Raw genomic sequence first — 25,849 nt, forward strand, 5'->3', positions numbered from 1 at the left:
CGCACGGGACTCACACAAGTGCATTGCTTGCGCATCGGAGGCTTCACTGAAGCCCCGGCACGATCGATGACCCTTCGCGCCCCGGGCCCCACGCATCAGATCGATCCGAATCCACCGCCGGACAACGAAGCTCAGTAGCCGTTGTGGGCAATTATTCTAGCGCTAGAATACTCCAGTGAAGTTGACTCCTGCCGAACTGACGGTGCTGGGCCTGATCGTTGAACACCCCCGCCACGGCTACGACTTGGAACAGGTGATCGAGGAACGCGGTATCAGGCGGTGGACGGACATCGGGTTCTCGTCGATCTACTACGTATTGACCAAGCTAGAAGACCGTGGCCTCATTTCCGACCACGGCCATCCCTCTGGGGCGAAGTCCCGACGAGTGCTTCACGCCACTACGCAAGGACGGCAAGTTGCGGCAGCTCAAGCCCTTGAATTCATCGCCGATCTGCGAGCAGTCCCGCATCCGATCCTCGTCGGGCTGGCCAACCTACCGCTGATAGCAGAGCCCGACTACAGCGAGGCGCTGCGCAGTCGGCTGACCCAGGTCGAGACGCGAATCGTAGCCGCAGCGAAGGCCAAGGCAGCGCAAGCTCCCCTCCCACGCCCTGCGCATGAGGTCTTTTCCTACTCCCTCAACCTCCTGGAAGCAGAAAGGTCGTGGCTTGCCAACCGAGTCCAGGTACAACATGAGTGACAGTTCCAAGCTCGACAAGCATCCCGACAAGACGATCATTCACGGTGTCTCGCCGACAGGCGGCTCGCACTGCGAGACGACTGCGCTCGGCGTGCTCGCGAAACATGCCGGGCTCGAGCTGTCCGAACCGATGCTGTTCGGGCTGGGAGCAGGACTGTCCTTCATCTACTGGGACTCCAAGCAGCAAGAATTGCCCTTCCTGGGCGGCAGGGTGAAACCCTTTGCCCTCACTCAGAACCTGGCCACGCGACTGGGACTGACACTTCGCGTGCAGGAGACCACTTCCCCGCGAAAGGCCTGGGACCAGGTTCGTGCCTCGATCGACCAAGGAAATCCCGTAGGACTGCAGCTCGACAGTCACGAGCTGGAATACTTCGGATCACGCGAGCACTTCGCGGGTCACGTTGTCGCGATGTACGGATATGACACTGAGCGGGCTTATCTCGTCGACACTGCCCAGCAAGGCGGGGCCGTGACCACGAGCCTGGATAGCCTGGCCAGAGCGCGAGCTGCGCGTGGTCCAATGTCTGCCAGGCACCGATCCTTCACGGTCGAGCTGCTGGCATCGGACACCGATCCCTGCGAGTATGTCCTCCCTGCAATCGTCCCCGCGATATCGGCGTGCGCAGAGGCATTCCTGACGCCCCCGATCTCCAGCTTGGGGAGCCGCGGCATCGGCACGGCGGCCACGCGAATTCAGTCTTGGTTCGACCGAGTCGAAAACCCCAGCGAAAGTCTGCCGGTGATCGCAACACTCATGGAACGAGCAGGCACCGGAGGAGCGCTGTTCCGCAACCTCTACCGCGACTTCTTGACCGAATGCCAACACCTACTTCGAGACATGCCAGGGGCGGACATCTTGCAACAAGGTATAGACGGCTTCGCCGAATCGGCGGTCCTGTGGACCAGGGCGGCCAAGCTCATCGAAACTGCAGGTGTCACAGGCGATTCGAAACATCTCGCGGACGCGAGCGAACTCCTGGAATACATCGCAACGCTGGAAACCACAGCGATGACTGCGCTTCGCTCGATGTCGAAGCTCGCGCCCGGGCGCTGCCCTTAGTTCCCTCCGCACGCAGCAACGACGTGCACCACCGAGAACGGCCTCGATGTTCGGCCCTTGGGAATGTCAACTTCAGGCAGGACCAGGATGACCGTTTGATTCGGGACCAGGCCGTGACGAAGAAGTTCAGGTTGACTGCTCAGTGGTCCACCCGACCTCGGATCGACAGCCGATCCGGGGCGAACCTTGATTGGAGATATCCGTGAGCGCGATATCGCGCGGCTGGGCGTTGAGGAAGCAGAGTTGGGCGGTGGTGCGCGAGCACAGGTCGTTGGCCATCCTGTCGGGGTTGTCCGCATTCAGTTCTCTGGGGGCACTGGTTGCGTTGTGGACGGCCGTTGCGATGAGCACCGGTGTGTGCGGGGTCATCGACCCGGACAGTACGGTGTTTTGGGTAGCCACCGCGTTGATGTTGTTTCTCACGCTGTTCATCGGAACCTTCTTCAATGTCGCATTGGCCGCGTGCGCGGCGCGGTCGCTGCGCGGTGAGGACGTCACCGTCGTCGAAGGTGTGGTGACGGCGATCCGGCTGATCGGTTCAGTCCTGGGGTGGACGGTCATCAGGGGCACCGTCGGTGTCTTTCTGACCACGGCGCGGTCCAGCGTGCTGGGACGCGAGCTTGAGGAGCGGATCACCGGCGCAACGTGGGACGTCGCCGCGTTCTTCGTCGTCCCGCTGGTCACCTTCGAACACATCGGGCCGAGGAGTGCGCAGAAGCGCTCAACTCAGCTGGTGGAGACGACCTGGGGCAAGGACGTGACCCCGGCGGGCATCCACCTGGACGATCTGGTGACAACGAGCCTGGCTGTCATGGGCGGTGTCGGATACGTCTTTGTGACCACCCAGGGATTTTCCGTGTTCTGGTTCGCGGTGACCATCGTCGGCGTCGCGTCGACGGTCCTGGCAAGCAGCATCATCAGCGCTCTGAACGTGATCGTCCGGGTCGCGGTATATCTGTACCTCGTGACCGGCCAGGCCCCGTACGCCTTCGATGCCACGGCCGTCAGGGGGGCGTTTGAGCGCAAGCAATAACGAGCGGGCGGCGTCGAACGATCATCGCGGACGAAACCATCGATTCTCCGAAGGGAGACAGGATCCGAGTCGCCGCATTGCTACTTGCAACTGCCCCCTGGTGTCCTCTGGGGAAGGCCTGTAACCAACCCCGCTTGTGAGAAGGCCTCTCACCAGACCAGCGCGGTGACGATGGCGGCGGCGGTTCACCTTGTGGTCCTGCCCGTCGGCAAATGCCAGTCCCGTCTCCGGGCCTGAAGTCTCAATCTAGAGACCGGCTACTTGATCCAGCGCCCGGAGCCGAATGCTCCCGTTCGGGCGGTGTCGAACGCCAAGAAGCAGGTGATCGACCGGTCGCCGATACCCCAGGACGCTTCATCCGGGAATTTGACGACGGTACGCATGGTCGGATCGAGGCCTTCTTCGGGCGTGGCAAAGGTGCGAGCCACCGCGCCACACTTCTGCTTCGAGGTGTTGGCGTCGACCCCTTCTGGGAAGTTGCCATCGGGCAGTGGCAGTACCGCATAAACCTCGGCGAGGTGCGGATTCGCGCAGTCAACGATCGTCACTTTCGAGCCGTTTTGCGGCAAGTTTTTGAGGCAGTCACCGACTTTGAAGTAGGCCGCCGGCGAGCGTCCATCGCCGTTCGGCGACTCCGTCGGCGCTGAACTGGCCGCACCGTGTGTTGGCAGCGGAACGCTGTGGCAGCTGGTCAGACAGGTGGCGGCGATTACGCCGGCAAAGGCCACTAGCGAATGTCGCATGGATTTCCCCCTCGAATTGACTATGAACGTGCGCCTCGCACCAAGAAACGCCCGTAGCGCAACCCGACGCTGACGACATTGCCAGACCGGTCTGGCCCCAGGGCGCATCGCCGGTACCAGGAATGACTGACCTCAGTCGGGACCATGATGACGGTTTGATTCGGGCCCCGGTGGTAAAGATTGTGAGGTGTCAAAGTAGGGCTCCTCCGGTGGCGTCGATCCATTGTCCGGTGATCCACCGGGCGTCGTCGGAGGCGAGGAATCCGACGATGTCGGCAATGTCCTCGGGCTCGGCAACTCGGTGAAGTGGAGAGCGTGCCGCGATTTCGTCGCGCCCGTCCGAAGTGGCCAGTCGGGCAGCGTTCATGGCGGTGGCGGTGGCACCCGGACCGACAGCGTTGACTGTGATGCCCTGCGGGCCCAGGTGTTTTGCGAGCGTAGCCGTGAAGGCGTCGATCGCGGATTTCGACATCGCGTATGCCAGCAGGTCGGGATTGCGACCTCCGTGTGTCAGCGAGGTGGAGATGTTGATGATTCGGCCATTGCGGTGCATTCGTCGTAGGCCTTCTTGGACGATGAAGAATGGAGATTTGGTGTTGATGGCGAAAACGGTGTCGTAGTCCGATTCCACGATGTCGGCGAATGCCGCCTTGGTGCCGAGGGTGCCGGCGTTGTTGACGATGACATCGACTCCGCGCGCCTGTTCATCGAACGCCGACCACAACTGTGCGGCGGCACCCGGAGTGCCGAGGTCTGACTGAATCGCGAATGCCTCCCCATGGCGCGCCCGGATCGCCTGGACCACGTCGTGCGCGGAGTCGGCATCAGCGCCGTAATGCACCGCCACCTGTGCACCCGCATGCGAGAGGCGCAATGCCACCGCCCGCCCGATCCCTCGGGACGCGCCTGTGACCAGAGCGATCTTGCCATCGAGCCTCATCATGACCACCCCAATTCTGTAGCGACTGCAGCAAAATGAACGTAGCATATTTGTAGCGAGTGATCTAAATTGAAGATTGTGGCTTCTCCCGTGCGTGGACGACCACGTGCTTTTGACCGTGCAGAGCTTCTGGATCGAGCGATACGCCTCTTTTGGCGTCGCGGTTACGAAGCGACGTCGGTACGTGATCTCAGTAACGAGCTAGGAATTGGGCAGTCGAGCTTGTACAACGCTTTCGGCGGCAAGCGGGCACTCTTCGATGAGGCGGTCGGCGTTTACGATCGCGAGTACGGAGGTTTTGTCGAAGCCGCCTTGGCCGACGAGCCCAGTGCTGCGCTTGCCCTTCGGCGGATTCTGACGGAGGCCCCAGGTCGCTACACCCGCAGCGGTGAGCCTCCGGGATGCTTGGTCATCACTGGCGACGCGGGCACCGCAGATGGCGAAGTACGAACCTCGATGGCGCATCTCCGCAAACGTTATGTCGACCTGATCAGGGCGAAGATCGAAGCCGACATATCAAGGGGATACCTCGACGGCAACACCGACGCGGCAGCCCTCGCGAGCTACGTGATGACAGTTCTGAGCGGGCTTGCGCACCGCGCTCGTGATGGCGAGTCACGGCACGAGCTCGACGGTATCGCGAGGATTGCGGTTGCCGCACTCTCGCATCAGGTGTGACTAGCCGTCCGAGCTGGCGCCCCGGTCACCGAACCCCAAATTGCTTCCGGATATGGTCCCCCGCACGTCGAAGGGGAACAGAGCGCACCTCGCAGCGGGATCGCACCCGTCGTGGCTACGACCCGGACGCCCCAAGCAGGAGCGTTACTTCTGCGGATTCCGACAAGTTAGTGGGAATCGGCCACCGGCACGCTATTGACAATCCTCAGGTGGGAGCAACGGCACCCCGACAAGATCAGCGACTTCCTACAGAAACCGACGAAATGGCCCGCTCACCGCGGTCGTGGAGCAACCATTTCGTCGGTTTCACGCCGCCAGGTCAGGTCACCGAACTGATCAGCGGGCTGCACAAGGGCATGCCAACCCCCAGGTCGCGGGGTGCGAAGGTGTTCGGGGCGATCACCACCACCGAGCCCCACCGCGGGCATTTGTCGCCGCTCGCCGGGTGCGTGTCGCTGGATTGCAGGTCGGCGGTGGCCACCTCGCCCGGTTGCAGCATCAGGTGCGGCGCCGCGTTCTGCGGGCGCCGCTCGACGTGGGCCACCGGACCGGTCTCGTTGACGATGTCGGCACCGGGATATCCGGACAGCGTGCACGGACGCGCCGACGTGTTGGTGAACAGCAGCACCAGCCGGTACTCCGAGCCCTGGTTTTCCAGGTCCTTGTGCGACACCGTGAGGTCGGCGTCGGTGCACGGTCCCGGCGGCGCGTCCACCGGCGGCGTGGACGGGGCCGCGGTCACCGTGACCGGGGACGGGGCCTGTGCCGGGGAGGACGGTGCCGGCGTCGCCGACGTCGTGACTGTCACCGTCACGGCGTCCGGGGTGGATTGTTCTGCCGAGCATGCCACCATCAGACCGGCCGCCAGGATCGAGAGCAACGCGGGCGCCGCCTTGGTCGTATTCATGGCCCAATGATCAGGGCGACAACCCCGCTACCGATCCCAATGTGCAGATTCCATCGCCAATAGGGCCGCGTCGAAACCCGCAGCCGACCACGTGCAGGCCTGCCCGATGCGCACACACCGGGCGGGAATATTAGACGATCAAAGCTTTTGGGGTACGTCGCTACCCCAGAAGCTGCGGCCGGTGATACCCACACTCAAGAGGAGAACACCACCACGTCACGGAGGACGCCATGGCCCGGCACCACAAGACGCGCCACACCACAGCGTGCAGCGTCGCGCTTTTCGCCGGGGCAGGCCTGCTGGCAGCGGCCCCGGCTGCGGCACTGTTCGCCGCACCCACTGCCGTCGCCCAACCGCAAGCCCAATCACTCTGCAGTGCAGAGTTTTTGGTGTCACCGTGTGCTACGGCGATGCCGGTGATGGGTCTGGGAGACGGCCCGACAGCGCAACTGGCCGCGCGACTCACCGCATCGGCCAACCCTCTGCTTAACAATTCGGCACTGGATCTCGCCGGGAGAATCCCGCTGCTGAACCTGTTCGTGGGCAACGGGATGGACGGCACCATCTTCCACCCCGACGGTTACCACGGCGGCCTGCTCGCCGGTAACGGTGGCGATGGCTGGAATTCGAACACCGCCGGATTACCCGGTGGCGCCGGTGGCAACGCCGGGCTCATCGGCTACGGCGGTCGCGGCGGCGACGGATACTCCGCCATCCTCTCGTCGGGCAAAGCCACCGCGACGGACGGTGGGCGAGGAGGCAATGGCGGCAGCGTCTTCGGCTCCGGTGGAGACGGCGGTGACGGTGGCGACGCATCCACTTTCGGCGCCACCGCCACCGGCGGCCAGGGCGGCCAAGGTGGGCTCGGGCGTCACGCCTTCGGTATCGGGAAATCCAACGGCGGCGACGGCGGAGACGGCGGCGACGCGACCGGTCAGGGCGTCATCACCACCGATCCCCAGACCGGTGTGCAGACCATGCAGGCCGGCAACGCTGTCGCCGGCGACGGCGGTACCGGCGGCGCCACCACCAACGGCGCTGCCGGCCAGGGCGGCGACGGCGGCCGCGCCGGCGCCGGAGGCGGTTTCGCTACCGCAGGCGACGGCGGCAACGGCGGCACCAGTCATTCCGTCGGCGGCGACGGTGGAGACGGCGGGATTGCCGAGGTGTATTCGCCCGATCCAGGACCCGGCCATCTCCTCGGCGTCGTCACCGCGATCACCACCAACCGTGACGTGACTATCACCACCACCACACTTGCGGCCGGCGATGCCACTGGCGGCAAGGGCGGCGACGGCGGCAACGGCGACTACCAAGGCGGTGACGGCGGCGACGGCGGCGACGTGATAGGCAACAACGCCAACGCCATCGCGGGTGCCGGCGGCGCCGGCGGAAACGCGTCGCCGGGCCCCACTAACACCTGGACCGCGGGCGGCGGCAACGGAGGTGACGGCGGCGACGCGCTGGCGACGACAGACGGCTCCGTAACAGTCACCACGTCGAACTCCACCGGCAACGTCATCGCCACCGAGTACGCCTTCGGGACCAGAGGCGATGCCACCGGCGGCAGCGGCGGATCAGGCGGCAGTTCCGGGCATTCGGGCCCCGGCGGGGACGGCGGAGACGGCGGACCGGCGACCAGCTTTCACAAGAACGCAACGGGTGGGGACGGTGGCCATGGCGGGAGCGGTGGCACTGCCACCACCGGTACCGGCGCCGGCGGGCATGGCGGGAGCGGCGGGACCGCGACGGTGAACGCCATCCAGGGACCTCCGGGGACTTCCATACCGGCGATCACTGGCGGCGCAACGGGCGGCACCGGGGGCACTGGCGGAACCGGCGGCACGAGCAGCCCGGGCGGTACCGGCGGCGGGGGCGGCGCGGCCACCGGCGGCGCATCCAACACACCGGGCGGCACCGGCCCCGACGGCGCGGACGGCTGAATCACCAGTCAGCACAAGGAGAGTCGGTGGACGGTCCGCACGCTGCGTCGCTGGCGCGCATCCCACTGCCGTACAGCATCGCCCTGAGGTTGCGTGACGCCGGTATCGACGATGCCCTGATCGCCCAGTGCATCGGTGTCGACGTCGCCGCACTTACCATACTGATGACGATTGCCGAGGCGAAGCTGGCCGCGGCTGAGGACGCCGAACTACGGGACGAGCGAAATTTCGGCGCACCGCAGCAAGATTCGGCTGTGGATCGCTAAACTCTGCCGGTGAACCACGAGTGGCCGCTACTGGGCCGGGCAGAAGAGTTGCGCATCGTTGCCGACGCCACGCAGCGCGATTCCATCCGATCTCGCGGCATCGTGATTTCGGGGCCCGCCGGAGTGGGCAAGACCCGGATCGCCCGGGAGGCCGCGGCCGGCAGCGGCCCACCCGGTGCCCGTCGGTGCTGGATCTTCGGGACCGCCTCGGCGCGCAGCGTCCCACTCGGGGCGTTTGCCGACATCGCCGGGGATTTCGGCCCCGATCCGCTGCGCCGGATCCGCGAGGTGATCGACGGGCTCATCGGCGGCGCGGACCCCGACCACGTGGTGATCGGCGTCGACGACGCCCACCTGCTCGACGACCTGTCGGCATTCACCGTGCACCAGTTGGTCACCCGGCAGCTGGCGACTGTCATCCTGACCATCCGCTCGGGCGAACCGGTGCCCGATGCAATTACCGCGATCTGGAAGGATCAATATCTGGAACGCCTTGAGCTGCAACCACTGTCGGCCGAAGAGATCGCGGCCCTGGTGGAGCATGTGCTGGAAGGCCCGGTGCATTCGCTGTGCGCACACCGGTTGTGGCAGTACACCCAGGGCAACGTCCTGCACCTACGTCACCTGATCGACAGTGAGGTCGACGCGGGCCGCATCACCCGGCATTCCGGCGTGTGGATGTGGGACGGCCAACCACGGCTGTCCCCGACCCTGGCCCAGGTGCTGGAGACACGGATTGGCCAGGTCCCGCTACCGGTCCGGGATGTCCTGGATGCCCTGGCGGTCACCGAACCGTTGGATATCGACATCCTCACCGAGCTGACCGACACCGAGGCGATCGCCGAGGCCGAATCCCTTGGGCTGGTGCGCATCGACGCCCCAGCCGTGCGGCTGGCACATCCGATGCTCGGCGAAGTCCGCCGCACCGACTCACCACGGATGCGGCGCCTGCACGGGCGCATCGCCACCGAGTTGGCCCGCCACCCGAGCACGGATCCACGGGATGCAGTGCGCCGGGTGATGCTCGTCCTCGAATCCGATCTGCCACCGGACCCGGCGCTGCTCAACGCGGCGACGTCGGCGGCCATCCAGCTCACCGATATGCGTCTGGCGGAGTCCCTGGCCGAACGCGCCGTCGCCGCCGGCGGCGGACTCGAGGCGAAGATCGCCCACGCCATGGCGCTGATCTGGCAGGAACGGGGCCCACAGGCCGAGGCCGTCTTCGCCGAACTCGCCGACGAAACCGACGGACCGCTGCGGGTTCAGATCGCACTGCTGCGCGCCTTGAACTTTGCGGTGATCGTCGGCCAACTCTCCTGCGCCGAAGCCGAACTCGACAAACAGGTGATCCCGGGTGATCCCATCGTGGATGCAACGGCCCTGGCGCTGCGGGCGTCGATCGAAGTGAATCGCGGACACGCCGATACCGCAGTCACGTTGGCCCGCAGCGTCATCAAGGACCCGGCCGCCGATGCGATTGCGCGGATGCTGTCCATCTGGGTGCTGGTCAGTGGGCTGGGCGAGTTGGGCCGGATCTCAGAGGTGCACACCATCGCCGACGTGGGGTACGCGCTGGCGGACACGGCGGCCGAAGTGTCCCATCTACGTCTGCCATTGACGTTCTTGCACGCCTATATGTGCCGCCTCGCGGGCGCGTTGGCCCAGGCAGACACCCTCATCACCCGCATCCGCCGCGACACCATCGATGTGCCGATCGAAGGGTCATGGCAGGTGGCCGAATCTTGGCATGCCTTCGTCGCGGGCCTGTCCGCGGTGAACCGGGGCGCGCTCGGTGACGCGCAACGATTGTGCCGGGAGTCCCTTGCCGATTTCGTGACACCCGACAGTGTGAGCACGCGCCGGTCCTTCACGCGACTGTGGTTGGCCACGGTGGCCGGCATGTCGGGCCGCGCGGCCGACGCCCGACGCGAGTTCGAGGCCACTCCGTGGTGGTCGGCCGACCCCGACGCGTGTGCCAGGGATCCAGAGCGCACCATCGCCCAGGCGTGGGTGCATACCTCAGAAGATCATGTGCCACAGGCAATTTCAATATTGCACGAGGCCGCCGCGCAGACGCGGGGCCGGCCTGGATGGGAGGTGCTGTTCTTGCAGGTCGCCACCCAGTTCGGCGATGGCACCACCGCAGCCCGGCTCGTCGAACTCGCCGACGTCGTGGAGGGTCCCCGCGCGGCGGCGGCCGCTGTCCACGCGACGGCGTTGTCCACCGACGACGGTGACGGCCTGCTCGACGCCGCCCACCTCTACGAGGCTTTCGGCGACCGGATCGCCGCCGCCGACGCCGCCGCCCAGGCCGCCCGCGCTTATCTGGGCGCGGGCCGGCGCGGGGCCGCGCAGACCGCTTCGGCCACCGCGGAGCGTCTGGCGACCGCATGCGGTGGCGCCGAAACCCCGGCCCTGCGCGCGAACGGCGTGCTGCCCTCACCGCTTACCGCTCGGCAGCGGGAGATCATCGCCCTCGCCGCACAAGGACTGTCCAACAAACAAATAGCGGACCACCTCATCATGTCGGTGCGCTCCGTGCAGGGGCATCTGTTCCGGGCCTGTCAGCGGGTCGGCGTCAACAGCCGCGACGCACTCGTCGCCCTGCTGTCCGATACCTGACAGCTACGGGCACGTCACCCTGATCTCAAAGGGCTTGTTGACGGGCTGCATCGGGTTGGCCATATCCACACCGGTCGCGGTGCCCGAGATGGTGTAAGTCTTACCGTCCTTCACAGCTTTGGCCTCACCGACGCCCGGGGCGACCGCCAGGGTGACACCGTTGACATTGCCCAAACCCACCGATGTCACGGAGTCGCCGGCGCCGAGCACCGCGGCGATCCCGGTGGCGGCGCCACCGATCGCGATGTTCGTGGTGCCGCCCATCGCACTGCACACGGCGGTGCCCTCGACCTTCTGGTCCGTCCCGTCGATGGTGACCCTGGTGTCACTCGATGCGGCGGCCCCGCTCGACGCGGGCACTTCCTTGGGCGTCTTGTCCTGCGATGAACACCCGGACAGACCGGCCACCACCACTACCGCCACACCGACCGCCGTTACCCGAATGTCCATGTCATTCCCTTCCACCGTTGGCGTTGCTCTCGCCGCTCAGTATCGGCAGCGCCGGATCAGCCTGGTGGAGTACACGCCTACCCCAATTGGTTAGTAGCACTCGACAATGCGCGGTGAAGCTGTGATATTTCCGTGAACATTCTGTGCGTCTTGCTGCCACACTCATGTCGTGATCCTGGAGTGGCCACTGCTCGGGCGGTCAGCCGAACTGCGGACGATCATCGACACCGTTCGCGGCGACGGCCGGCGTTCCCGTGGCATCGTGCTGTCCGGTACTACCGGTGTGGGCAAGACCTACCTGGCCCGCGAAGCGATCACCGCACTAAGTCGGCCCCCGGTCACCTGCCGGTGGATCGCCGGGACTGCATCGGCCCGCAGCGTGCCGCTCGGCGCGTTCGCCGATATCGCCAGCGATTTCGGACCCGACCCGCTGCACCGGGTCCGTGAGGTGATCAGCACCCTGATCGGCGACGGCGAGGTGATCCTCGGTGTCGACGACGCCCATCTGCTCGACGACCTTTCGGCGTTCGCCGTGCACCAGTTGGTCAGCCGCGGGTTGGCCACCGTCATCCTCACCATCCGTTCCGGCGAGCCGGCACCTGATGCGATCACCGCAATCTGGACCGATGGGCTACTGACACTCCTTGAACTGCAACCACTTCCAGCAGATGTTCTCGCCGAACTGGTCGAACATGCCCTCGACGGGCCGGTACATTCCCGCTGCGCCCAACAGTTGTGGCAGTACACCCAGGGCAATGTGCTGTATCTGCGGCATCTGATCGACAGCGAGGTCCGCGCGGGCCGGATCACCCGGCAGTCCGGGGTGTGGCTGTGGGATGGGCGTCCACAACTGTCGGCCTCCCTGACCGAGCTCGTCGAGGCCGGCATTGCCCGCTCCCCCCAAAATGTGCGCACTGTCCTCGACGCCCTTGTCGTCGCCGAACCACTGAGCGCCGACGTACTGGCGAGAGTCACCGAACCCGGCGCACTCGCCGAGGCCGAGAGTCTCGGATTGGTACACATCGACGGCGGTTCGGTCCGGCTGGCCCACCCCATGTTCGGCGAGGTGCGCCGCACCGGTTCGCTGCGGATGCGTCGGCTGCGCGGCGCCATCGCCACCGAGCTGGCCGGGAAGAATTCGGCCGACCCCCGTGACCTGGTCCGGCGGGCCGTCCTGGCCATCGATTCCGACCTGCCGCCCGATCCGGCCCTGCTGAGCGCCGCCACCTGGGCCGCCATCCGATTGCTCGCCCTGCAAATCGCCGACACCCTCGCCCAGCATGCCGTCGCCGCGGGCAGCGGCATCGAAGCCCAACTCGCCCGGGTGATGGCCCTGACCTGGCAGGAGCGCGGCGAAGACGCCGAGCGGGTCCTCGCCGAGCTGGCGTCCGACCCGAACAGCCCACTGCGCGTCCAGATCTCGATGCTGCGGGCACTGAACTTCGCATCCGTCCTGGGCCGGCCGGGTGCTGCCGAACGCGTGCTCGACGACGTCGGGTCCACCGACGAGAACACGGCTCCACTCGCGTGCGCCGTACGGGCGTTGATCGCCGCGGTGCGGGGCCATGCCGAGGATGCCGTCGAACGGGCACATGCCGTGGTGAACGGCACGCCCGACCATCACCTGGCCTACATGTTGTCCACCTTCGCCTTGATCAGCGGCCTCACCGGACTGGGCCGCATCGCCGAGGTCGAAGCTGCGGCCGAAGCCGGCTATGCGCTGGCCCAGGCGCACCCCGAGGTGTCCCACCTCCGGGTTCCGCTGTCCTTTCTGCACGCCTACGCCGGCCGGCCGGCCGGCGCACTGGCACAGCTCGACGCGACGATCACCCGCATCCGCAGCGACACCCTCGACATCCCTTTCGAGGGGTCCTGGCAGGTTGCCGAATCGTGGCGTGCCTTCGTCGGCGGACTATCGGCGATCTGCCGTGGCGAGTTGGCCAACGCGCAGCGAGCGTGCCGGGAGTCACTGGTGGACGCCGGCGCCGACCATGGCGGACGAATGCGCAAACGATTCGCACGGCTCTGGTTGGCCGACGCCCTCGCCATGGCCGGCCTGGCCTCGGACGCCCACCGAGAGTTCGCCCCCATCCAACGATGGGACGCCGACCCTGAGGCACGCGGGTGGCACGTCGAACGGTCGCTCACCCATGCCTGGGTGTGCGCCGCCGAAGGCGCGGTATCCGAAGCCGTCGAGATCCTGTCGACCGCGGCCGCTCAGGAAGCTGAACTCGGCAGACCCGCATGGGAAGTCCTGCTCCTCCAAACGGCCACCCAGTTCGGAGACCGCACCACCGCGGTCCGGCTCACCGAACTCGCCGGCGTCGTCGAAGGCCCCCGCGCACCGGTGGCCGCGGCCCACGCCGTCGCACTGGCCGCCGACGACGGTGACGGGCTGCTCGCCGCCGCCGCACGCTACCAACAGTTCGGCGACCTGGTCGCCGCCGCGGACGCCGCCGCGCAGGGCAATGACGCCTACCGGCGAGCCGGGAAACGCGGCTCCGCGCTGACCGCGTCGGCCACTGCGCAACGCCTGGCCGCCGCCTGCGGCGCCGACACGCCCGCCTTGCGCGCCGACACGCTCCGACTGCCTGTCACCGCCCGCCAGCGCGAGATCATCGCCCTTGCCGCACAGGGGTTCACCAACAAGCAGATCGCCGACCGGCTGGGCATGTCGAGGCGTTCGGTGGAAGGCCACCTTTTTCGGGCCTGCCAACGTGTCGGCGTCAACAGCCGCGATCAGCTCATCGCACTCCTGCACAATGACTCCGGGAGCCTTGTCAGCGGGTGAGGTACCTGAGGCAGCCGCGTCCAGCACACGGCGAGCCGGCCGCCCGGCGGGGCGGCAGCCGCAACGGTGGGGCGACGGAGCCCGGTGCGTAGCTGATGTCCAGCGCCTCGGGGTGAACGGCCGCGAAGAGCTGATGTCATCGGGAACCCGGTCGTACAGTGAGCCTTGCGATGCCCGAACGGCTTTGGGAGGAACCATGCACACGTCAGTGCGCCGCGCCGCCGTCATTGTCACCGCCGCGTTCGCCCCGCTTGCCTTCACCGCCGCGGTGACCCCGGCGGTCGGTTTCGCCGAGCCGATCCCCAACTGTGAGAACGGCTGGTGGGACCCGGTGGCCAGCACCTGCCGCCCCGCGATCGCCACCGTGCCGCTGGCGTGCGACAACGGCTGGTGGTGGGATCCGGTGGGCAACGTGTGCCGCCCACCGCTGCTGCCGCCGCAATAGCCAAAGCCCGGTCGGTCCGTCGCCCGGTTCCACCGGGTACCGTGCCCGTAATCACCAACCGTCGGTCAGGGTCGACCACGGCTGACCGGGCCCACCTGGGGAGTTCGATGGCGCAGGACATCTCGAAACATCAACCGGACGTCACCGACGACGAACCGCAGAACCGGGACGGGCACGAGCGCCGCGCCTTCAAGCTGGCCACCCCGGTCGGTGATCTCGCCGTCATCCTGCGCACCCCGCGCCGCCGTCCGATCGTGCCGAAGCGATTCGATCCGTTCGGCATCGCCGACCGCGCCCTGGACGCGGCCAAGGTCGGGTTCAAACTCGCCACCTGGGGCGAGGAGCAGCTGGCCACCATGGTGAAGAACCGCCTGGAGCAACTGGAGGCCGCGCCCCGAACCGTGCCGTCGGCCAACGCCGATGCACCGGAATCCCTGAACGCCAAGATGGGCAAACTGCTCGACCGCGCGCTGGACCAGAGCACCGCAGGCAGTCAGGTGGAACTGTTCCACCGCCTACTGGATCAGCTGGTGGCCGACGAGGCACGCATCGTCGGCGCCTTGTCGGACGGCACTTCCTCCCCGCTGGTGCAGGTCTACTCCCGATCCCGCAACACGGGGCAGCCGGTGCTGGAGAACGCCTGCTTGATCGGCCGCACGGCCAATGTGGCTTTGCCCAATATGGTCCCGCAGTACGTCGGCCATCTGCTATCACTTGGTCTGGTTGAGATCGGTCCGGAGGATCCGGCCAAGAAGGCCGATTACGAAATACTCATGGCCGAGCCCATGGTCTTGCGGGCCGTGAAGAGCGCGTCCCGCGGGCCGCTGGTCGCACGGGTGGAGAAGCAGACCCTGAGCCTGTCGGCACTGGGACGCGGGTTGTGGGAGGCAGCAATGCAACAGGACGGTCCGTGACAAGCGAGAAGCCGAAGGCGGATCGCGCATATGAATAGCGAGACGATTCTCGCAATCCAGACCTGGCAGGAGATCAAGGCCGATTTCAGTGTCAACTGGCTGATCTATCTGTCCATGCCGTTCGTGGCCGCGTTCGTCGGCTGGAGCACCAAGATCGTCGCGCTGGAAATGCTGTACCGGCCCCAGGAATTCAAGGGCATCGGACCGTTCGGCTGGCAAGGGATCGTGCCGCGCCGGGCCGGCAAGGTCGGCTCCAAGACCATCGAGCTGCTCACCCAGAATCTCCTCAAACCCGAGGAGATGCTCGCAAAGGTCGACGCCCAGGAGGCTTTCGAGGCGCTGCGCGAACCGCTGATCCAGGCCGCCGACGAAATCTCCCGCGACATCGCCGAACAGATCCGGCCCGGGCTCTGGGATTCACTGCCCGAAGCGGGCCGCAAGGCGATCCAGTCCCGCATCAACACCACGATCCCCCAGGTCGTGGAGAACATGCTCAACGAGATGCGCGCCGACCTGCCGCGCTATATCGATGTGCAGTACCTGGCCATCACGACCCTGGTGAAAAACAAGGACAAGCTCAACAAACTCATGCGCGGACTCGGCGACGATGCCATGGCGTTCGTGCGGCGCAGCGGCATCTACTTCGGGCTCATCATCGGCCTGGTACAGATGGTGGCCTGGGCGCTGTTCCAAAACCCGTGGATCATGCCCGCTTTCGGCTTCGGCGTCGGGTTCATCAGCGACTACATCGCCCTGAACATGTTGTTCAGGCCGGTCAAGCCGACCAAGATCCTGGGCTTCATCCCGTTCCAGGGATTGCTGCACGCGCAGCGCGACACCGTCACCCGGGATTACGCCCGGATCCTGTCAGAGGATCTGTTCTCCCCGGAGATCCTGTTCGACGGCGTGCTCCGCGGCCCGGGTTCGGACAAGGTGTTCTCGTTGATCGCCAAGGAGGTCGACGCGGCCATCGACGCCCAGACCGGGATCGCCACCCCGCTGGTGAAGTTCGCGGTGGGCACCCAGCGCTACAACGCGGTGAAGAACACGCTGGTGGAGATGGTGTTGGAGCGGCTGCCCGACACGCTGCAGCACGCCCAGGATTACGCGGTCGGCGCCATGGACCTGGAGGGCACCATCATCGACAAGATGGGCCAGCTCTCCAACGAGGAGTACGAATCCATCCTGCGCCCGGTGTTCAAGGACGACGAGCCGACCATGATCGCCGTCGGCGCGGTCCTCGGTGGCATCGTCGGCGAGATCCAGGTGCAGCTCATCGAGAACTTCGGCAATGAACCGCCGCATGTCGCGATGTCGGAGCTGACGCGCGTCATCCTGCATCAGTAGGAACGGCAACTTTCGGTCGCCGGTGAATCAGGGCGACGCCCGCCGCCCCGACGATGACCAGCGCCAGGCAGCCCGTGTCGGGGACCGCGTGCAGCAGCCAACCGGCCACCCCGGTGCCGATCACGAACGTCGGCACCCACTCGATGACCCGCACCCAGGACGGGATGTCGGCGTCGCCGCGCGCCCTGGCCCGCGCATGCTCGGGAAAGAACTCGGTGAACGCCACCGCGAACCACAGGGCAGCCAGCTGCAGAACCCAGCCGGTCCAGAAGTTGTCGGTGTCATGGACCAGCGCGTCGCCGATGAAGCCGCTGATCGCGGCAAAGCCGAACGCGGCGGCCCACACACCCGTCACCACCATGTTGGTCCGCACGAAAAGTGTTGTGCCCCAAAGCTGCGGCGGCACCTTGTGGCGCGCGTAGGCCATCGTGTACGGCTGCCCGATCACCAGCGTCACGGCGGCGTAGCAGGCCAGCAGCGCATTGGTGATATCGCCGGACCACAGTTCCAGCCAGGCCTTCGTCGCGCTGGAAGCGTGCAGGCCGATGACCGCCAGCGCCACGAAATAGGAGACGCCGAGGAACTCGATCACGTGTACCGGAATTGCCCGTCGCCAGCACAGCGCGAGCACCAGCAGCGACACCACCAGTGCGCCGGCGACCGCCATCTCGAACCGGCCGGGCCCGGCCAGCATGGCCATCCACACCCAGGGCGCCAGACCGGAGAACGGGGAGTCCAGGAACTGATCGAGTAACCGGAGGCCATGTCTGCCGAACATCCCGCCGACCCTAGGTCGGCACACTGTGAAGTTACCGAGACGCGACCAAACGTTCCCAAAGCAGCGACCGTGCAGCCGGTAGCCTCGACGTGTGGGCCAGGGGATACGAGCAGCGGTCTGGGCGGCCGCAATCGTGGTCGGCGTGAGCGGTTGCTCCGACTTCATCCACGGCAACCCCACCGGATCGCCGAACACCGACGGTATCGAACCGACGGTGCAGACCCCACGGCCCAGCCGCAGCACGCTGGCTCCCCCCAGCCCGTCCAGTCCGGCGGCCCCATCCCCATCGGCCACCGCGATGCCGCCGGGGACCGACACCCTCGCCCCGCAGAACGGGTACGTCTTCATCGAGACGAAGTCGGGATTGACCCGGTGTCAGATCTCCACCGCAGAGGTGGGATGCGAGGCGCAGTTCCAGAATGCCCCCGAGGTGGACGGCGCACCCGCCAACGGCGTGCGGCTGACCTCCGACGGCCAAGTTCGTTGGATCCTGGGCAATCTCGGCGACATCCCCGCGGTGCCCCTGGACTACCGAACCTATCGGGCGCTGGACTGGACCATCGTCGCGTCCGCCGACGGCACCCGGTTCACCAATGACGGCACGGGTCACGGCATGCTGGTGCGCATCGAGGGAGTAGAGGTCTTCTGAATGGGCGAGCGAAGCGACGGGATCGATGCCCTGGGCGAGCGAAGCGACGGGATCAGTAGATGACGGTGGCACGGCGCGAGCGCGCCGCGCTGGTCGCGACCATGCGCGAAGCCGGCCCGGACGCACCCACCCTGTGCGAAGGCTGGACCGCCCGCGATCTCGCCGCCCACCTGGTGGTGCGGGAGCGCCGGATGGACGCCGCACCCGGCATCCTGGTTCCCGCCCTGGCCGGTTACACCGCCAAGGTGCAGGAGCAGGTGACCGCATCCAACGACTGGGCCGAATTGATCGACAAGGTCGCCTCCGGTCCGCCGGTCTACTCCCCGTTCATCCTGCTCGATGCCCTGGTCAACGTCGCCGAGATGTTCATTCATCACGAGGATGTGCGGCGCGCTGGAACAGACTGGCAGCCAAGGGTTCTCGATGATGAGACGGTGTCTTCGCTGGCACGTCAGGTCGCCCAGTTCGCCCGGATGACGCTGTCCAAGTCGCCGGCCCGGGTGAGCCTGTCCACCCCGGACGGCAAGGTGCTCGCCAGTGCGGGCAGCGGCGCCGCCGTGACGGTCACCGGCGATCCGGGCGAGTTGCTGCTGTTCGCTGCCGGCCGCGAACCCGCGCAGGTGACGTTGCACGGCGACGACGACGCCGTCGCCGCGGTGCGGGCGGCCCGCCGCGGCCTCTAATGTTGAGGGCATGGGAACCACCGACTTCCGCGTCTTCGTCGAACCGCAGCAGGGTGCCACCTATGGCGATCAGCTCGCCGTAGCCCAGACCGCGGAACGGCTCGGCTATTCGGCATTCTTCCGGTCTGACCACTACCTGGCGATGAGCGGAACCGGGCTGCCCGGCCCCACCGATTCGTGGGTGACGCTGGCCGGTATCGCCAGGGAGACCTCGACCATCCGGCTGGGCACCATGGTCACCTCGGCCACCTTCCGGCATCCGGGCCCGCTGGCCATCTCCGTCGCCCAGGTCGACGAAATGAGTGGCGGCCGAGTGGAATTGGGCATCGGCGCGGGCTGGTTCGAGGCCGAACACCAGGCTTACGCCATCCCGTTCCCGCCGCTGGGCGAACGGTTCGACCGGCTCACCGAGCAGCTGCAGATCCTCACCGGGCTGTGGGAAACACCTGTCGGCGAAACCTTCGACTTCGCCGGCGGGCACTACACCGTCAAGGATTCACCCGCGCTGCCCAAGCCGGTGCAGACCCCGGTGCCGATCATCATCGGCGGAAAGGGGCCGAAGCGGACCCCGGCGCTGACCGCCCGGTTCGCCACGGAGTTCAACATCCCGTTCGATTCGCTGGAGGCCACCACCGCCCAGTTCGAACGGGTGGCCGCGGCCGTCGACGCGGCCGGGCGCGCACCGGACTCGGTGACCTACTCGGCGGCCTTCGTGCTGTGCACCGGCCGCGACGAAGCCCAGTTGTCCCGGCGGGCGGCGGCGATCGGGCGCGAGCTGGACGAGATGCGCGGTAACTCCCCGACCGTGGGCACCCCGGCAGAGATCGTGGACAAACTGGGCGCCTTCACCGCGGCCGGCGTCCAGCGTGTTTACCTGCAGGTTCTGGACATGGCAGATCTCGATCACCTGGACTTCTTCGCCTCCGAGGTCATCGGCCAACTCGGTTGACCCGGCAGGTACCCGGGCTGCGCGGTTACTATCGGTCCCCGTGACGGGCGAGCGTAAGTGGCATGAGCGCACGTCCACCCTGGCCGCCGCCAGCGTCGCCGCCCTGGCCGCCCTGGCGCTGATCGTTCTGGGTGCATTGTTCGTCACCCGCCAGTTCGATCAGCCCGAGCAGGCACCGCAGGAATTCGTCACGCCGAGCTTCTCCGACCATTCCACCTCCTCGGCCACGACCACCACCGAGACGATCACCAGCACCAGCCCGCCGGCCACCACCGATATCAACGATCCGGACGCCACCACGTCGTCCACGACGTCCTCGACCACTTCGTCGACCTCGACGACTCCGTCTCAGGGACCCCAGACGAGGCACACTACGACCACCGGAGACGAGACCACGACGCGCCGGCGGCCCCGGCTGAACGAGACCAGGACGCTGTACCCGCCGCCGTAGGTGGCCATTACCCTTGTGTGTCGCTCTTCGCGCAGGCGCTCATCGGCCCTGCGCGTGATACTCCGCCACCAGCGCCTCGGCGCTACGCACCGCCGCCCGGCACGCCCGGGTGGTGAAGGGATCGTTGAGCGGATGATCGGCACGGCGCCGCCAGCGCTGCGCCGCCGCGAAAGCCGCCCGCGGGCCGTCGTACGGATTCGCGGAATCCAGCCCCAGCCGGCTGGCCGCATCGGTCCCCGACCCGCCGATCACGCGGCGCAGTGAGGCCATCTCCTCGTCGTTCAAAGTCGTTGGCCGGGAACGTAATTGACTCAGCAATCGCAATTCCTCGAACGGGTGCGCATCGGCCAGCAAGGGATCGATGTCGGCCAGGATCTGCCTGCCGGCATAGATCGGGTTGACTTGGACGAACCGCCGCAGGGCCAGCAACGCGGTGTGCGCCTTGAGCAGATCCGAGCGCTGCGCGAACTGCTGGTCGATCACGTCGCGCAGCGCGATCAGCCCGCTGCGTTCCAGTAGCTCGTCGGCCAGGGCCACCGAATCGCTGATCCCGGCGCGCAGCACGGCGATGGAGATCCGGATGCCGAACATGCCGAACCGGTCCAGCAAGGCGGCCCGGGTCGCCGCATCCACCGGCAGCGAGCTGTCCTCCCTGGCGAACCGGTCCACGCTCAGCATCGCCTTGGTCAGCTCCGCCGGCTCCACGCCGGCGAGTTTCTCCAGCGCGACGAACTCGCTCTGGCGCAGGGTGCGTGCCGTCAGCGCCAGCAGGCCCGACACCGGGACCACGGCCTGACAGATGCCGGTCTTCTCCATCTCGGCGGTGAACCGGGTCGCCACATCGCGGGCGGACAGCATGGCATCGATCCGGCCCGCCCCGATCTCGTCGGCGCGCGAGGCCACCCCGATCACCCCGAGCGCACCTGCGGAGCCACCGACCAGTTCACCGATCTGCTTGAGCAGCGCGATATCGGCGGCATTGAGGGTGCGCAGCAGGAACACCACCGCGTCGACCCGCGGCACGCCGTCCTCGGGAACCAGCAGCCGCAGCGTGCGCGCCGACACATCGCGCGACAGCGACGAGGTGCCGGGAGTGTCGATGATGGTGGTGTCGATCAGCTCGGCGGCCGGCCACTGCACGTCCAGGTCCTCCACGTCCGCGGCGTCCAGGCCGTCGAAGCTGAAGGTCAGGCCCCTGTCGTGGGGATCCCGCGCGATCGGCACGTTGGACCGCCGGCCGCCGCGGTGATTGGCGGTCACCTTCGGGATGGGGCCGTGCCGGAACCGGGTGACCAGTCGGGTGGCCTCGGTGGCATCGGTCGGGGCGATGTCCTCCCCCACCAGCGCGTTGACCAGGGTCGATTTACCCGCTTTGAGCGTGCCGGCCAGCGCGATGCGCATCGGCTCGTTGAGCCGGGTGCCGATCCGCTGCAGTTCGTTGTGCACGTCGGGCCGATCCCGGTACGCGGGATCGGCCTGGTACGCCCGGATGGTGCCGCCGAGAATGGCGCGCACGTTGTCGCTGGTGCTCATGTCCGAAATTCAGCCTAACGGGCCGGCGATGCGACGGGGAATCAGCCGGCGGCCAATTTGTCGGCGTTGTCGATGACCTGTCGCAGGATGTTGAGTTGGCGCTCGAGCTCGTTGATCCGGGTGTTGCGTTCGTTCTCCTCCAGCTTGGCCGACGCCAACGTGGCCTGCAGCGACTCGTTGAGCGAGCGCGATGTCTGGTTGGCGATACCGCGGTAGTGATCGCGCAGCTGACGCTGGATGGCGCGCAAGCGGTCTCGCGACTCCTTGTTCACCACGAAGGAGACATCGTCGACGAAGCGGCGCATATTGGTCTTGGCCTCATTGCGCACCCGCATCATCCGGTTCTCCATGTCCTCCTTGTAGGCCTTGCGCCCCAACAGAAGTCCCGCCCCCAAGGACAGCGGATTGAACATGCCCAGGCCCGCGAACGAGGTCAGCATGCCGAACATCAGCACACCGCCGTAGGACCCCCGCATCCCGGTGACGATCTTGTGGCCGGTTTTGATCGGCTTGGCATCCAGGCGCGCCAGTGCCTTGAACTCGCCCAGGTTGGCCCCCATCTCGCGGGCGCTGACGTGCAGCGCCTCGATGGCGTCCAGACCGGCCTCGGTGAAGGTGCGGGCCACGTCGGCGGCCAGCACCTCGGCGCGCTGGAAGGCCCAGACGAAGTTGTCGCCGACGGCGGTGGCGATGGCTTCCTCCAGTTCGGCGCCGATCTCGGCCCAGTGCTGGGTCGGGTCGCACCCGTCGATCACCCTCTCGGTGTGAGCGGTGATGTGCCGGAACCGGTTTCGCAGGTCATGGTCGATATCGGCGGTCAGGTCCGCGATCCCGTCGTTGAGCACCTGCTGCCACAGCGCGGTTTGGGCCAGCGCGTCCTGAGCTTCCTGCTTGCGCCGTTCCAGGTCGGCCGTCAGCTTCTCCCGGGTGTCGGGATCGTTGAGTGCCGACAGCTCGGCATCCGCGGCCAGCGCCAGATGATCTGCCGCGGCGCGGATCTCGTCGACGACATGGTCGCGTACCCGGTCGTTTTCGCGGGACATCACCTTGTCCCCCAGGAAGGCGACCAGCGCCGGGAAGTTGGACTCCTCGTTGAGTTCCTTGTCGTTGAGCGTGATGGCATGGCCGCGCAGCACCGAACTCACCGGGGTGATTCCGATATCGATCCCGGCGCGCTGCAGGTGCGCGGTGTTGGCCGCCACGATCTCGCGCCAGTGCGGGTACAGATCGGTTTTGGTGGCCAGAATCGAAGTCAGCGGGCAGATTTCGACGGCTTGGCGCAGGAAGGTCAGTTCGGGTTCGGTGAACTCCTGGCTGGTGTCGCTGACCATCAGCAGCGCATCGGCCTCGGGCAACAAACCCAGGGTGGCCGACAGGTGCGGCTGCCCGTGCCCACCGACACCGGGCGTGTCGATGAAGGTCAGTCCGTTCTTGAGCATCGGGCTGGGCACCCCGACCTCGACGCGCAACACCTCCCGGCCACCGGCCGCCGGGGCGTTGCGAAGGTCGTTGCGCAGCTCGGCCATGTCGATGTCGACGAATTCCGGTTCACCGTCGGGGCGGGCGACCGCCAGCCGGGCCGTCGGGGTCTCGGCGTAGTACACGACGGTGGCCAGCACGGTGCTCTCGTCATCGCCGACGCGGGCCACCGGCATGTTCAGCAGCGAGTTCAGCAGCTGGCTCTTGCCCTGCTTGAGCTGGCCGGCGATGACCACCCGGATCTGTGGGTCGGTGATCCGGTCCTTGGCGGTCTGCAGGCGCTGCACCAGGTCGCCACGGTCGTGTGCGCCGGCGATCCTGGAGGTGTGGTCGATCAGTTCGACGATCACTTCGACTGATCTGGCCGGCCGGCCGGCCGCAGCGCTGCGGTCCTGAGGTTGTGTCATGTCGTCCTCTCCTGACCATCACACGGTATGCGCGCCAGATGGCGGGGACCTTGCGGTCCCCGCCATCGGTGGTGTCGATCAGAACGCGTGGAAATCGGTGTGCGGTTCGATGTTGGTGGTGGTGTTGTTGTGCAGGTCGGTGTCGGCGTAGGTGTTGATGCCACCGGCCTGGTGCACCGACTCGTCGGTCACCGTGGTGTGCACCGAGCTGTCCTCGTGCACCGAGCTGTCGGCGTGCACCGAGTTGTCGATCGTCGAGTGCCCGCTGACCGTGGTGGTCGTCGTGGTCGTGCTGTGGCTGGAAGTGTCGACCACGCTGGTGTTCCCGCTGCCCAGATCGTGCCCGACGGTGGTCTGGCTGCCGCCGACGGACGTGGTGTTGGTGGAGCCGTGGCTGTCGTTGATCACGATGCTGCCACCGCTGCCGGCGTTGCCACCGCTGGCATGGCCGCCGCCGAGGATGCCGCCGCCGGCGCTCGCCCCGCCGCCGTTGCCGCCGCTGGTGTCGACGTCCTTGATCACGGGACCGCTGTTATGCGAGATGACGTCGCCGCCTGCGGTCTGCGAGCTGTCGTGCACCTGGTTGCCGGCGCCGACGATGACCGGGGAGTGGCTACCGGTCAGCACGTCGTGGACGTTGGTGTTGCCGTCGCCGATGGTGTTGTCGTGCCCGGTGGTGACGTTGCCGTGGGTGTCGCCGTCGACCACGACGCCGCCGTTGGTGGCGGTCGTCGTCGTGGTGGTCTTGCTGCCGAACAGGGTGATGTCACCGAAACCCAGGTTGAACGCGCCCTGTTGGGCGTTGGCGCCGGCGTCCTGGTTGGGGCTCAGCAGCGGCACGTTGTTGTGGCTGGCGAAATCGGTGCTGTTGTGGCTGGCGAAGTCGGTCTGCGGCGCGAAGGTCGGGGCCGAGGTGTAGGAGGTCTGCGGCGAGAACGGCGAGGCGAAGCTGTGGTAGCTGGAGACCGCGCTCTGCAGTCCGTACACCGGGTCGCCGTTGCCGAGTGCAACGCCTGCCGGTGCCACGCTGGCGGCGACGGAGGCGAGCTGGGCGGCGCTGACGTTCGGCAGGCCGGCATCGCGCAGGGCCTGGTCGGGGTCGGCCACGAAGGCCGCGGCGACGTCCGGGCTGCGGAACAGGTCGAGGATGTAGTCGATGAGAGTGGTCATTGGAGTGCCTTTCTTGGTGGCTTTCTGATGCTTGTCTGGTCTCGTTTCCGGGTGGTCCGGCGAACTGAGAACAACGATATGGAGTGCGCACCCCGGCTGAAACGGGGCCGGAACCCCTCCCTTCATTGCCCCCATCAGGGGTGTAGGGGGTGCCCCCATTAGGGGGTTAGGGGATATTGGGGGTGTGCTGTGAGCGGACACCAAAAAGCCCGCCCACCGAGCGCTGAAGCGCAGGTGGACGGGCTTTCCGGGAAATGTCAGTCGAAGATGTCGAACCCGCCATCTTCGAGCGGTGCGTGGTGATCGACCCCGGCGGCGTCATTCCAGTGGGTGTCCAAGCCGGTGTCGACGACGGGGATGTCATCGACGGGGTGCGGATCGACAGCAAAGTTCGGAACGTCGGCGGAGTAGTCGTCGACCGTCACCGGCACACCGTGGTCGAAGCTGCCGGGCAGGTCGCTGACGGCGGAGTGCAGGTCATCGGTGACCACCACCGGCACGTGATCGCTCACCGCACCGAAGTCGCCGAACGAATCGAAGGCCGCCGTCGCGGCTCCACTGGTCCAGACGTTGTCGGCGTTACCGAATCCGAGGTCGGCGCCGGCCGACGGCACCGCCGACGGGAGCGATTCGCTGACCACCGGGATCAGGTGGTTGACGTCCGCGGTGGTCACATCGGTCAGATGGGCATCGGCGATGGCCTGATGCGGGTCCGCGGCGTAACGGGCGGCAGCGTCGGGATCACGCACCAGCGACATCACGAAGTCCAGCAGTTCGTTCGCCATCGTGTCACCGTCCTTTCTGTGGGTTGAGTCGATGCTATCGGCGCACGTAGGGGCGCAAATCGGTGTCGAACCCACCTCCGCTTCGGCCGCATTAGGGGATGCCCCGTTAGGGGTTTCGACACG

At 66.7% G+C, this 25,849-nt stretch carries 24 protein-coding genes; 15 read left to right on the forward strand and 9 right to left on the reverse strand.

The features are described 5' to 3' along the window. Positions 1–175: 175 nt before the first annotated feature. The 3 genes from ACXPWS_RS27580 (at position 176) to ACXPWS_RS27590 (ending at position 2,796) form a co-directional block, all read left to right on the forward strand. On the forward strand, positions 176–700 hold the full coding sequence (locus ACXPWS_RS27580) for a PadR family transcriptional regulator (RefSeq protein ID WP_458709699.1): 525 nt from the start codon (positions 176–178) through the stop codon (positions 698–700). After that, the gene (locus ACXPWS_RS27585) at positions 693–1,763 is read left to right on the forward strand and encodes a BtrH N-terminal domain-containing protein (RefSeq protein ID WP_458709700.1); all 1,071 of its coding nucleotides are present in this window, start codon (positions 693–695) and stop codon (positions 1,761–1,763) included. Before ACXPWS_RS27580 ends, ACXPWS_RS27585 begins: the two co-directional genes overlap by 8 nt. A gap of 202 nt (positions 1,764–1,965) precedes the next feature. Then, complete coding sequence (locus tag ACXPWS_RS27590; RefSeq protein ID WP_458709701.1) at positions 1,966–2,796, forward strand: DUF6159 family protein; 831 nt, start codon at positions 1,966–1,968, stop codon at positions 2,794–2,796. 257 nt (positions 2,797–3,053) lie between these two features. Here ACXPWS_RS27590 and ACXPWS_RS27595 read toward each other — a convergent pair whose 3' ends face one another. Together ACXPWS_RS27595 and ACXPWS_RS27600 are read right to left on the reverse strand one after the other, a co-directional pair. Next, positions 3,054–3,524 carry a septum formation family protein gene (locus ACXPWS_RS27595; protein ID WP_458709702.1) on the reverse strand — a complete coding sequence of 157 codons (471 nt, stop codon included), beginning with the start codon at positions 3,522–3,524 and terminating at the stop codon, positions 3,054–3,056. A gap of 205 nt (positions 3,525–3,729) precedes the next feature. Then, positions 3,730–4,482, reverse strand: coding sequence for an SDR family oxidoreductase (locus ACXPWS_RS27600; protein ID WP_458709703.1), 753 nt, complete (start codon positions 4,480–4,482; stop codon positions 3,730–3,732). 87 nt (positions 4,483–4,569) lie between these two features. On the opposite strand from ACXPWS_RS27600, the gene ACXPWS_RS27605 reads away from it, so the two are divergent. After that, positions 4,570–5,157: a TetR/AcrR family transcriptional regulator gene (locus tag ACXPWS_RS27605; RefSeq protein ID WP_458713717.1), complete on the forward strand. Its 588-nt coding sequence runs from the start codon at positions 4,570–4,572 to the stop codon at positions 5,155–5,157. 319 nt (positions 5,158–5,476) lie between these two features. On the opposite strand, the gene ACXPWS_RS27610 is transcribed toward ACXPWS_RS27605, so the two are convergent. Continuing rightward, entirely contained in the window at positions 5,477–6,064 is a 588-nt protein-coding gene (locus tag ACXPWS_RS27610) for a DUF4232 domain-containing protein (protein ID WP_458709704.1), read from the reverse strand. A 230-nt stretch (positions 6,065–6,294) separates the two neighbouring features. On the opposite strand from ACXPWS_RS27610, the gene ACXPWS_RS27615 reads away from it, so the two are divergent. The 3 genes from ACXPWS_RS27615 to ACXPWS_RS27625 are packed head-to-tail and all read left to right on the forward strand — an operon-like array spanning position 6,295 to position 10,895. Continuing rightward, a complete protein-coding gene (locus ACXPWS_RS27615; RefSeq protein WP_458709705.1) occupies positions 6,295–8,007 on the forward strand; it encodes a PGRS repeat-containing protein in 1,713 nt (570 codons plus the stop codon). Positions 8,008–8,033: 26 nt separating this feature from the next. Next, a complete protein-coding gene (locus tag ACXPWS_RS27620; protein ID WP_458709706.1) occupies positions 8,034–8,273 on the forward strand; it encodes a hypothetical protein in 240 nt (79 codons plus the stop codon). Positions 8,274–8,282: 9 nt separating this feature from the next. Continuing rightward, positions 8,283–10,895, forward strand: a complete 2,613-nt coding sequence (locus ACXPWS_RS27625) for a LuxR C-terminal-related transcriptional regulator (RefSeq protein WP_458709707.1) — start codon at positions 8,283–8,285, stop codon at positions 10,893–10,895. A 3-nt stretch (positions 10,896–10,898) separates the two neighbouring features. On the opposite strand, the gene ACXPWS_RS27630 is transcribed toward ACXPWS_RS27625, so the two are convergent. After that, entirely contained in the window at positions 10,899–11,345 is a 447-nt protein-coding gene (locus ACXPWS_RS27630; protein ID WP_458709708.1) for a lipoprotein LpqH, read from the reverse strand. 169 nt (positions 11,346–11,514) lie between these two features. Here ACXPWS_RS27630 and ACXPWS_RS27635 point away from each other — a divergent pair, with 169 nt between their 5' ends. The 4 genes from ACXPWS_RS27635 to ACXPWS_RS27650 all read left to right on the forward strand — a co-directional run bounded on the left by ACXPWS_RS27635 (position 11,515) and on the right by ACXPWS_RS27650 (position 16,842). Next, positions 11,515–14,136 (forward strand): LuxR C-terminal-related transcriptional regulator, encoded by a 2,622-nt coding sequence (locus ACXPWS_RS27635; protein ID WP_458709709.1) that lies wholly within the window; start codon positions 11,515–11,517, stop codon positions 14,134–14,136. A 196-nt stretch (positions 14,137–14,332) separates the two neighbouring features. Further along, complete coding sequence (locus ACXPWS_RS27640) at positions 14,333–14,581, forward strand: hypothetical protein (RefSeq protein ID WP_458709710.1); 249 nt, start codon at positions 14,333–14,335, stop codon at positions 14,579–14,581. A gap of 107 nt (positions 14,582–14,688) precedes the next feature. Next, positions 14,689–15,495: an Abi-alpha family protein gene (locus ACXPWS_RS27645; RefSeq protein WP_458709711.1), complete on the forward strand. Its 807-nt coding sequence runs from the start codon at positions 14,689–14,691 to the stop codon at positions 15,493–15,495. A 30-nt stretch (positions 15,496–15,525) separates the two neighbouring features. Next, on the forward strand, positions 15,526–16,842 hold the full coding sequence (locus ACXPWS_RS27650; RefSeq protein WP_458709712.1) for a DUF445 domain-containing protein: 1,317 nt from the start codon (positions 15,526–15,528) through the stop codon (positions 16,840–16,842). Here the strand turns inward: ACXPWS_RS27650 and ACXPWS_RS27655 are convergent. After that, the gene (locus tag ACXPWS_RS27655) at positions 16,826–17,620 is read right to left on the reverse strand and encodes a hypothetical protein (protein WP_458709713.1); all 795 of its coding nucleotides are present in this window, start codon (positions 17,618–17,620) and stop codon (positions 16,826–16,828) included. The two genes, ACXPWS_RS27650 and ACXPWS_RS27655, sit on opposite strands and share 17 nt — an antisense overlap. Positions 17,621–17,711: 91 nt before the next feature. On the opposite strand from ACXPWS_RS27655, the gene ACXPWS_RS27660 reads away from it, so the two are divergent. The 4 genes from ACXPWS_RS27660 to ACXPWS_RS27675 are packed head-to-tail and all read left to right on the forward strand — an operon-like array spanning position 17,712 to position 20,352. Continuing rightward, complete coding sequence (locus ACXPWS_RS27660) at positions 17,712–18,269, forward strand: hypothetical protein (protein ID WP_458709714.1); 558 nt, start codon at positions 17,712–17,714, stop codon at positions 18,267–18,269. 59 nt (positions 18,270–18,328) lie between these two features. Next, positions 18,329–18,952: a TIGR03085 family metal-binding protein gene (locus ACXPWS_RS27665; protein WP_458709715.1), complete on the forward strand. Its 624-nt coding sequence runs from the start codon at positions 18,329–18,331 to the stop codon at positions 18,950–18,952. Between the two features lie 10 nt (positions 18,953–18,962). Beyond that, positions 18,963–19,901 carry an LLM class F420-dependent oxidoreductase gene (locus tag ACXPWS_RS27670; protein WP_458709716.1) on the forward strand — a complete coding sequence of 313 codons (939 nt, stop codon included), beginning with the start codon at positions 18,963–18,965 and terminating at the stop codon, positions 19,899–19,901. 40 nt (positions 19,902–19,941) lie between these two features. After that, complete coding sequence (locus tag ACXPWS_RS27675) at positions 19,942–20,352, forward strand: hypothetical protein (protein ID WP_458709717.1); 411 nt, start codon at positions 19,942–19,944, stop codon at positions 20,350–20,352. Positions 20,353–20,391: 39 nt separating this feature from the next. Here ACXPWS_RS27675 and ACXPWS_RS27680 read toward each other — a convergent pair whose 3' ends face one another. The 4 genes from ACXPWS_RS27680 to ACXPWS_RS27695 form a co-directional block, all read right to left on the reverse strand. Beyond that, positions 20,392–21,885, reverse strand: coding sequence for a dynamin family protein (locus ACXPWS_RS27680; protein ID WP_458709718.1), 1,494 nt, complete (start codon positions 21,883–21,885; stop codon positions 20,392–20,394). Between the two features lie 41 nt (positions 21,886–21,926). After that, a complete protein-coding gene (locus tag ACXPWS_RS27685; RefSeq protein ID WP_458709719.1) occupies positions 21,927–23,771 on the reverse strand; it encodes a dynamin family protein in 1,845 nt (614 codons plus the stop codon). A 78-nt stretch (positions 23,772–23,849) separates the two neighbouring features. After that, positions 23,850–24,941 carry an IniB N-terminal domain-containing protein gene (locus ACXPWS_RS27690; protein ID WP_458709720.1) on the reverse strand — a complete coding sequence of 364 codons (1,092 nt, stop codon included), beginning with the start codon at positions 24,939–24,941 and terminating at the stop codon, positions 23,850–23,852. A 257-nt stretch (positions 24,942–25,198) separates the two neighbouring features. Then, on the reverse strand, positions 25,199–25,726 hold the full coding sequence (locus tag ACXPWS_RS27695) for an Rv0340 family IniB-related protein (RefSeq protein ID WP_458709721.1): 528 nt from the start codon (positions 25,724–25,726) through the stop codon (positions 25,199–25,201). Positions 25,727–25,849 lie beyond the last annotated feature (123 nt).

The sequence above is a fragment of the Mycobacterium sp. BMJ-28 genome, from assembly GCF_054404835.1.

Coding starts and splice junctions, on each gene's coding strand:
- ACXPWS_RS27585 (WP_458709700.1), top strand. CDS start 693: ATGAGTGACAGTTCCAAGCTCGACAAGCATCCCGACAAGACGATCATT.
- ACXPWS_RS27600 (WP_458709703.1), bottom strand. CDS start 4,482: ATGATGAGGCTCGATGGCAAGATCGCTCTGGTCACAGGCGCGTCCCGA.
- ACXPWS_RS27610 (WP_458709704.1), bottom strand. CDS start 6,064: ATGAATACGACCAAGGCGGCGCCCGCGTTGCTCTCGATCCTGGCGGCC.
- ACXPWS_RS27615 (WP_458709705.1), top strand. CDS start 6,295: ATGGCCCGGCACCACAAGACGCGCCACACCACAGCGTGCAGCGTCGCG.
- ACXPWS_RS27630 (WP_458709708.1), bottom strand. CDS start 11,345: ATGGACATTCGGGTAACGGCGGTCGGTGTGGCGGTAGTGGTGGTGGCC.
- ACXPWS_RS27640 (WP_458709710.1), top strand. CDS start 14,333: ATGCACACGTCAGTGCGCCGCGCCGCCGTCATTGTCACCGCCGCGTTC.
- ACXPWS_RS27645 (WP_458709711.1), top strand. CDS start 14,689: ATGGCGCAGGACATCTCGAAACATCAACCGGACGTCACCGACGACGAA.
- ACXPWS_RS27650 (WP_458709712.1), top strand. CDS start 15,526: ATGAATAGCGAGACGATTCTCGCAATCCAGACCTGGCAGGAGATCAAG.
- ACXPWS_RS27655 (WP_458709713.1), bottom strand. CDS start 17,620: ATGTTCGGCAGACATGGCCTCCGGTTACTCGATCAGTTCCTGGACTCC.
- ACXPWS_RS27665 (WP_458709715.1), top strand. CDS start 18,329: ATGACGGTGGCACGGCGCGAGCGCGCCGCGCTGGTCGCGACCATGCGC.
- ACXPWS_RS27670 (WP_458709716.1), top strand. CDS start 18,963: ATGGGAACCACCGACTTCCGCGTCTTCGTCGAACCGCAGCAGGGTGCC.
- ACXPWS_RS27680 (WP_458709718.1), bottom strand. CDS start 21,885: ATGAGCACCAGCGACAACGTGCGCGCCATTCTCGGCGGCACCATCCGG.
- ACXPWS_RS27685 (WP_458709719.1), bottom strand. CDS start 23,771: ATGACACAACCTCAGGACCGCAGCGCTGCGGCCGGCCGGCCGGCCAGA.
- ACXPWS_RS27690 (WP_458709720.1), bottom strand. CDS start 24,941: ATGACCACTCTCATCGACTACATCCTCGACCTGTTCCGCAGCCCGGAC.
- ACXPWS_RS27695 (WP_458709721.1), bottom strand. CDS start 25,726: ATGGCGAACGAACTGCTGGACTTCGTGATGTCGCTGGTGCGTGATCCC.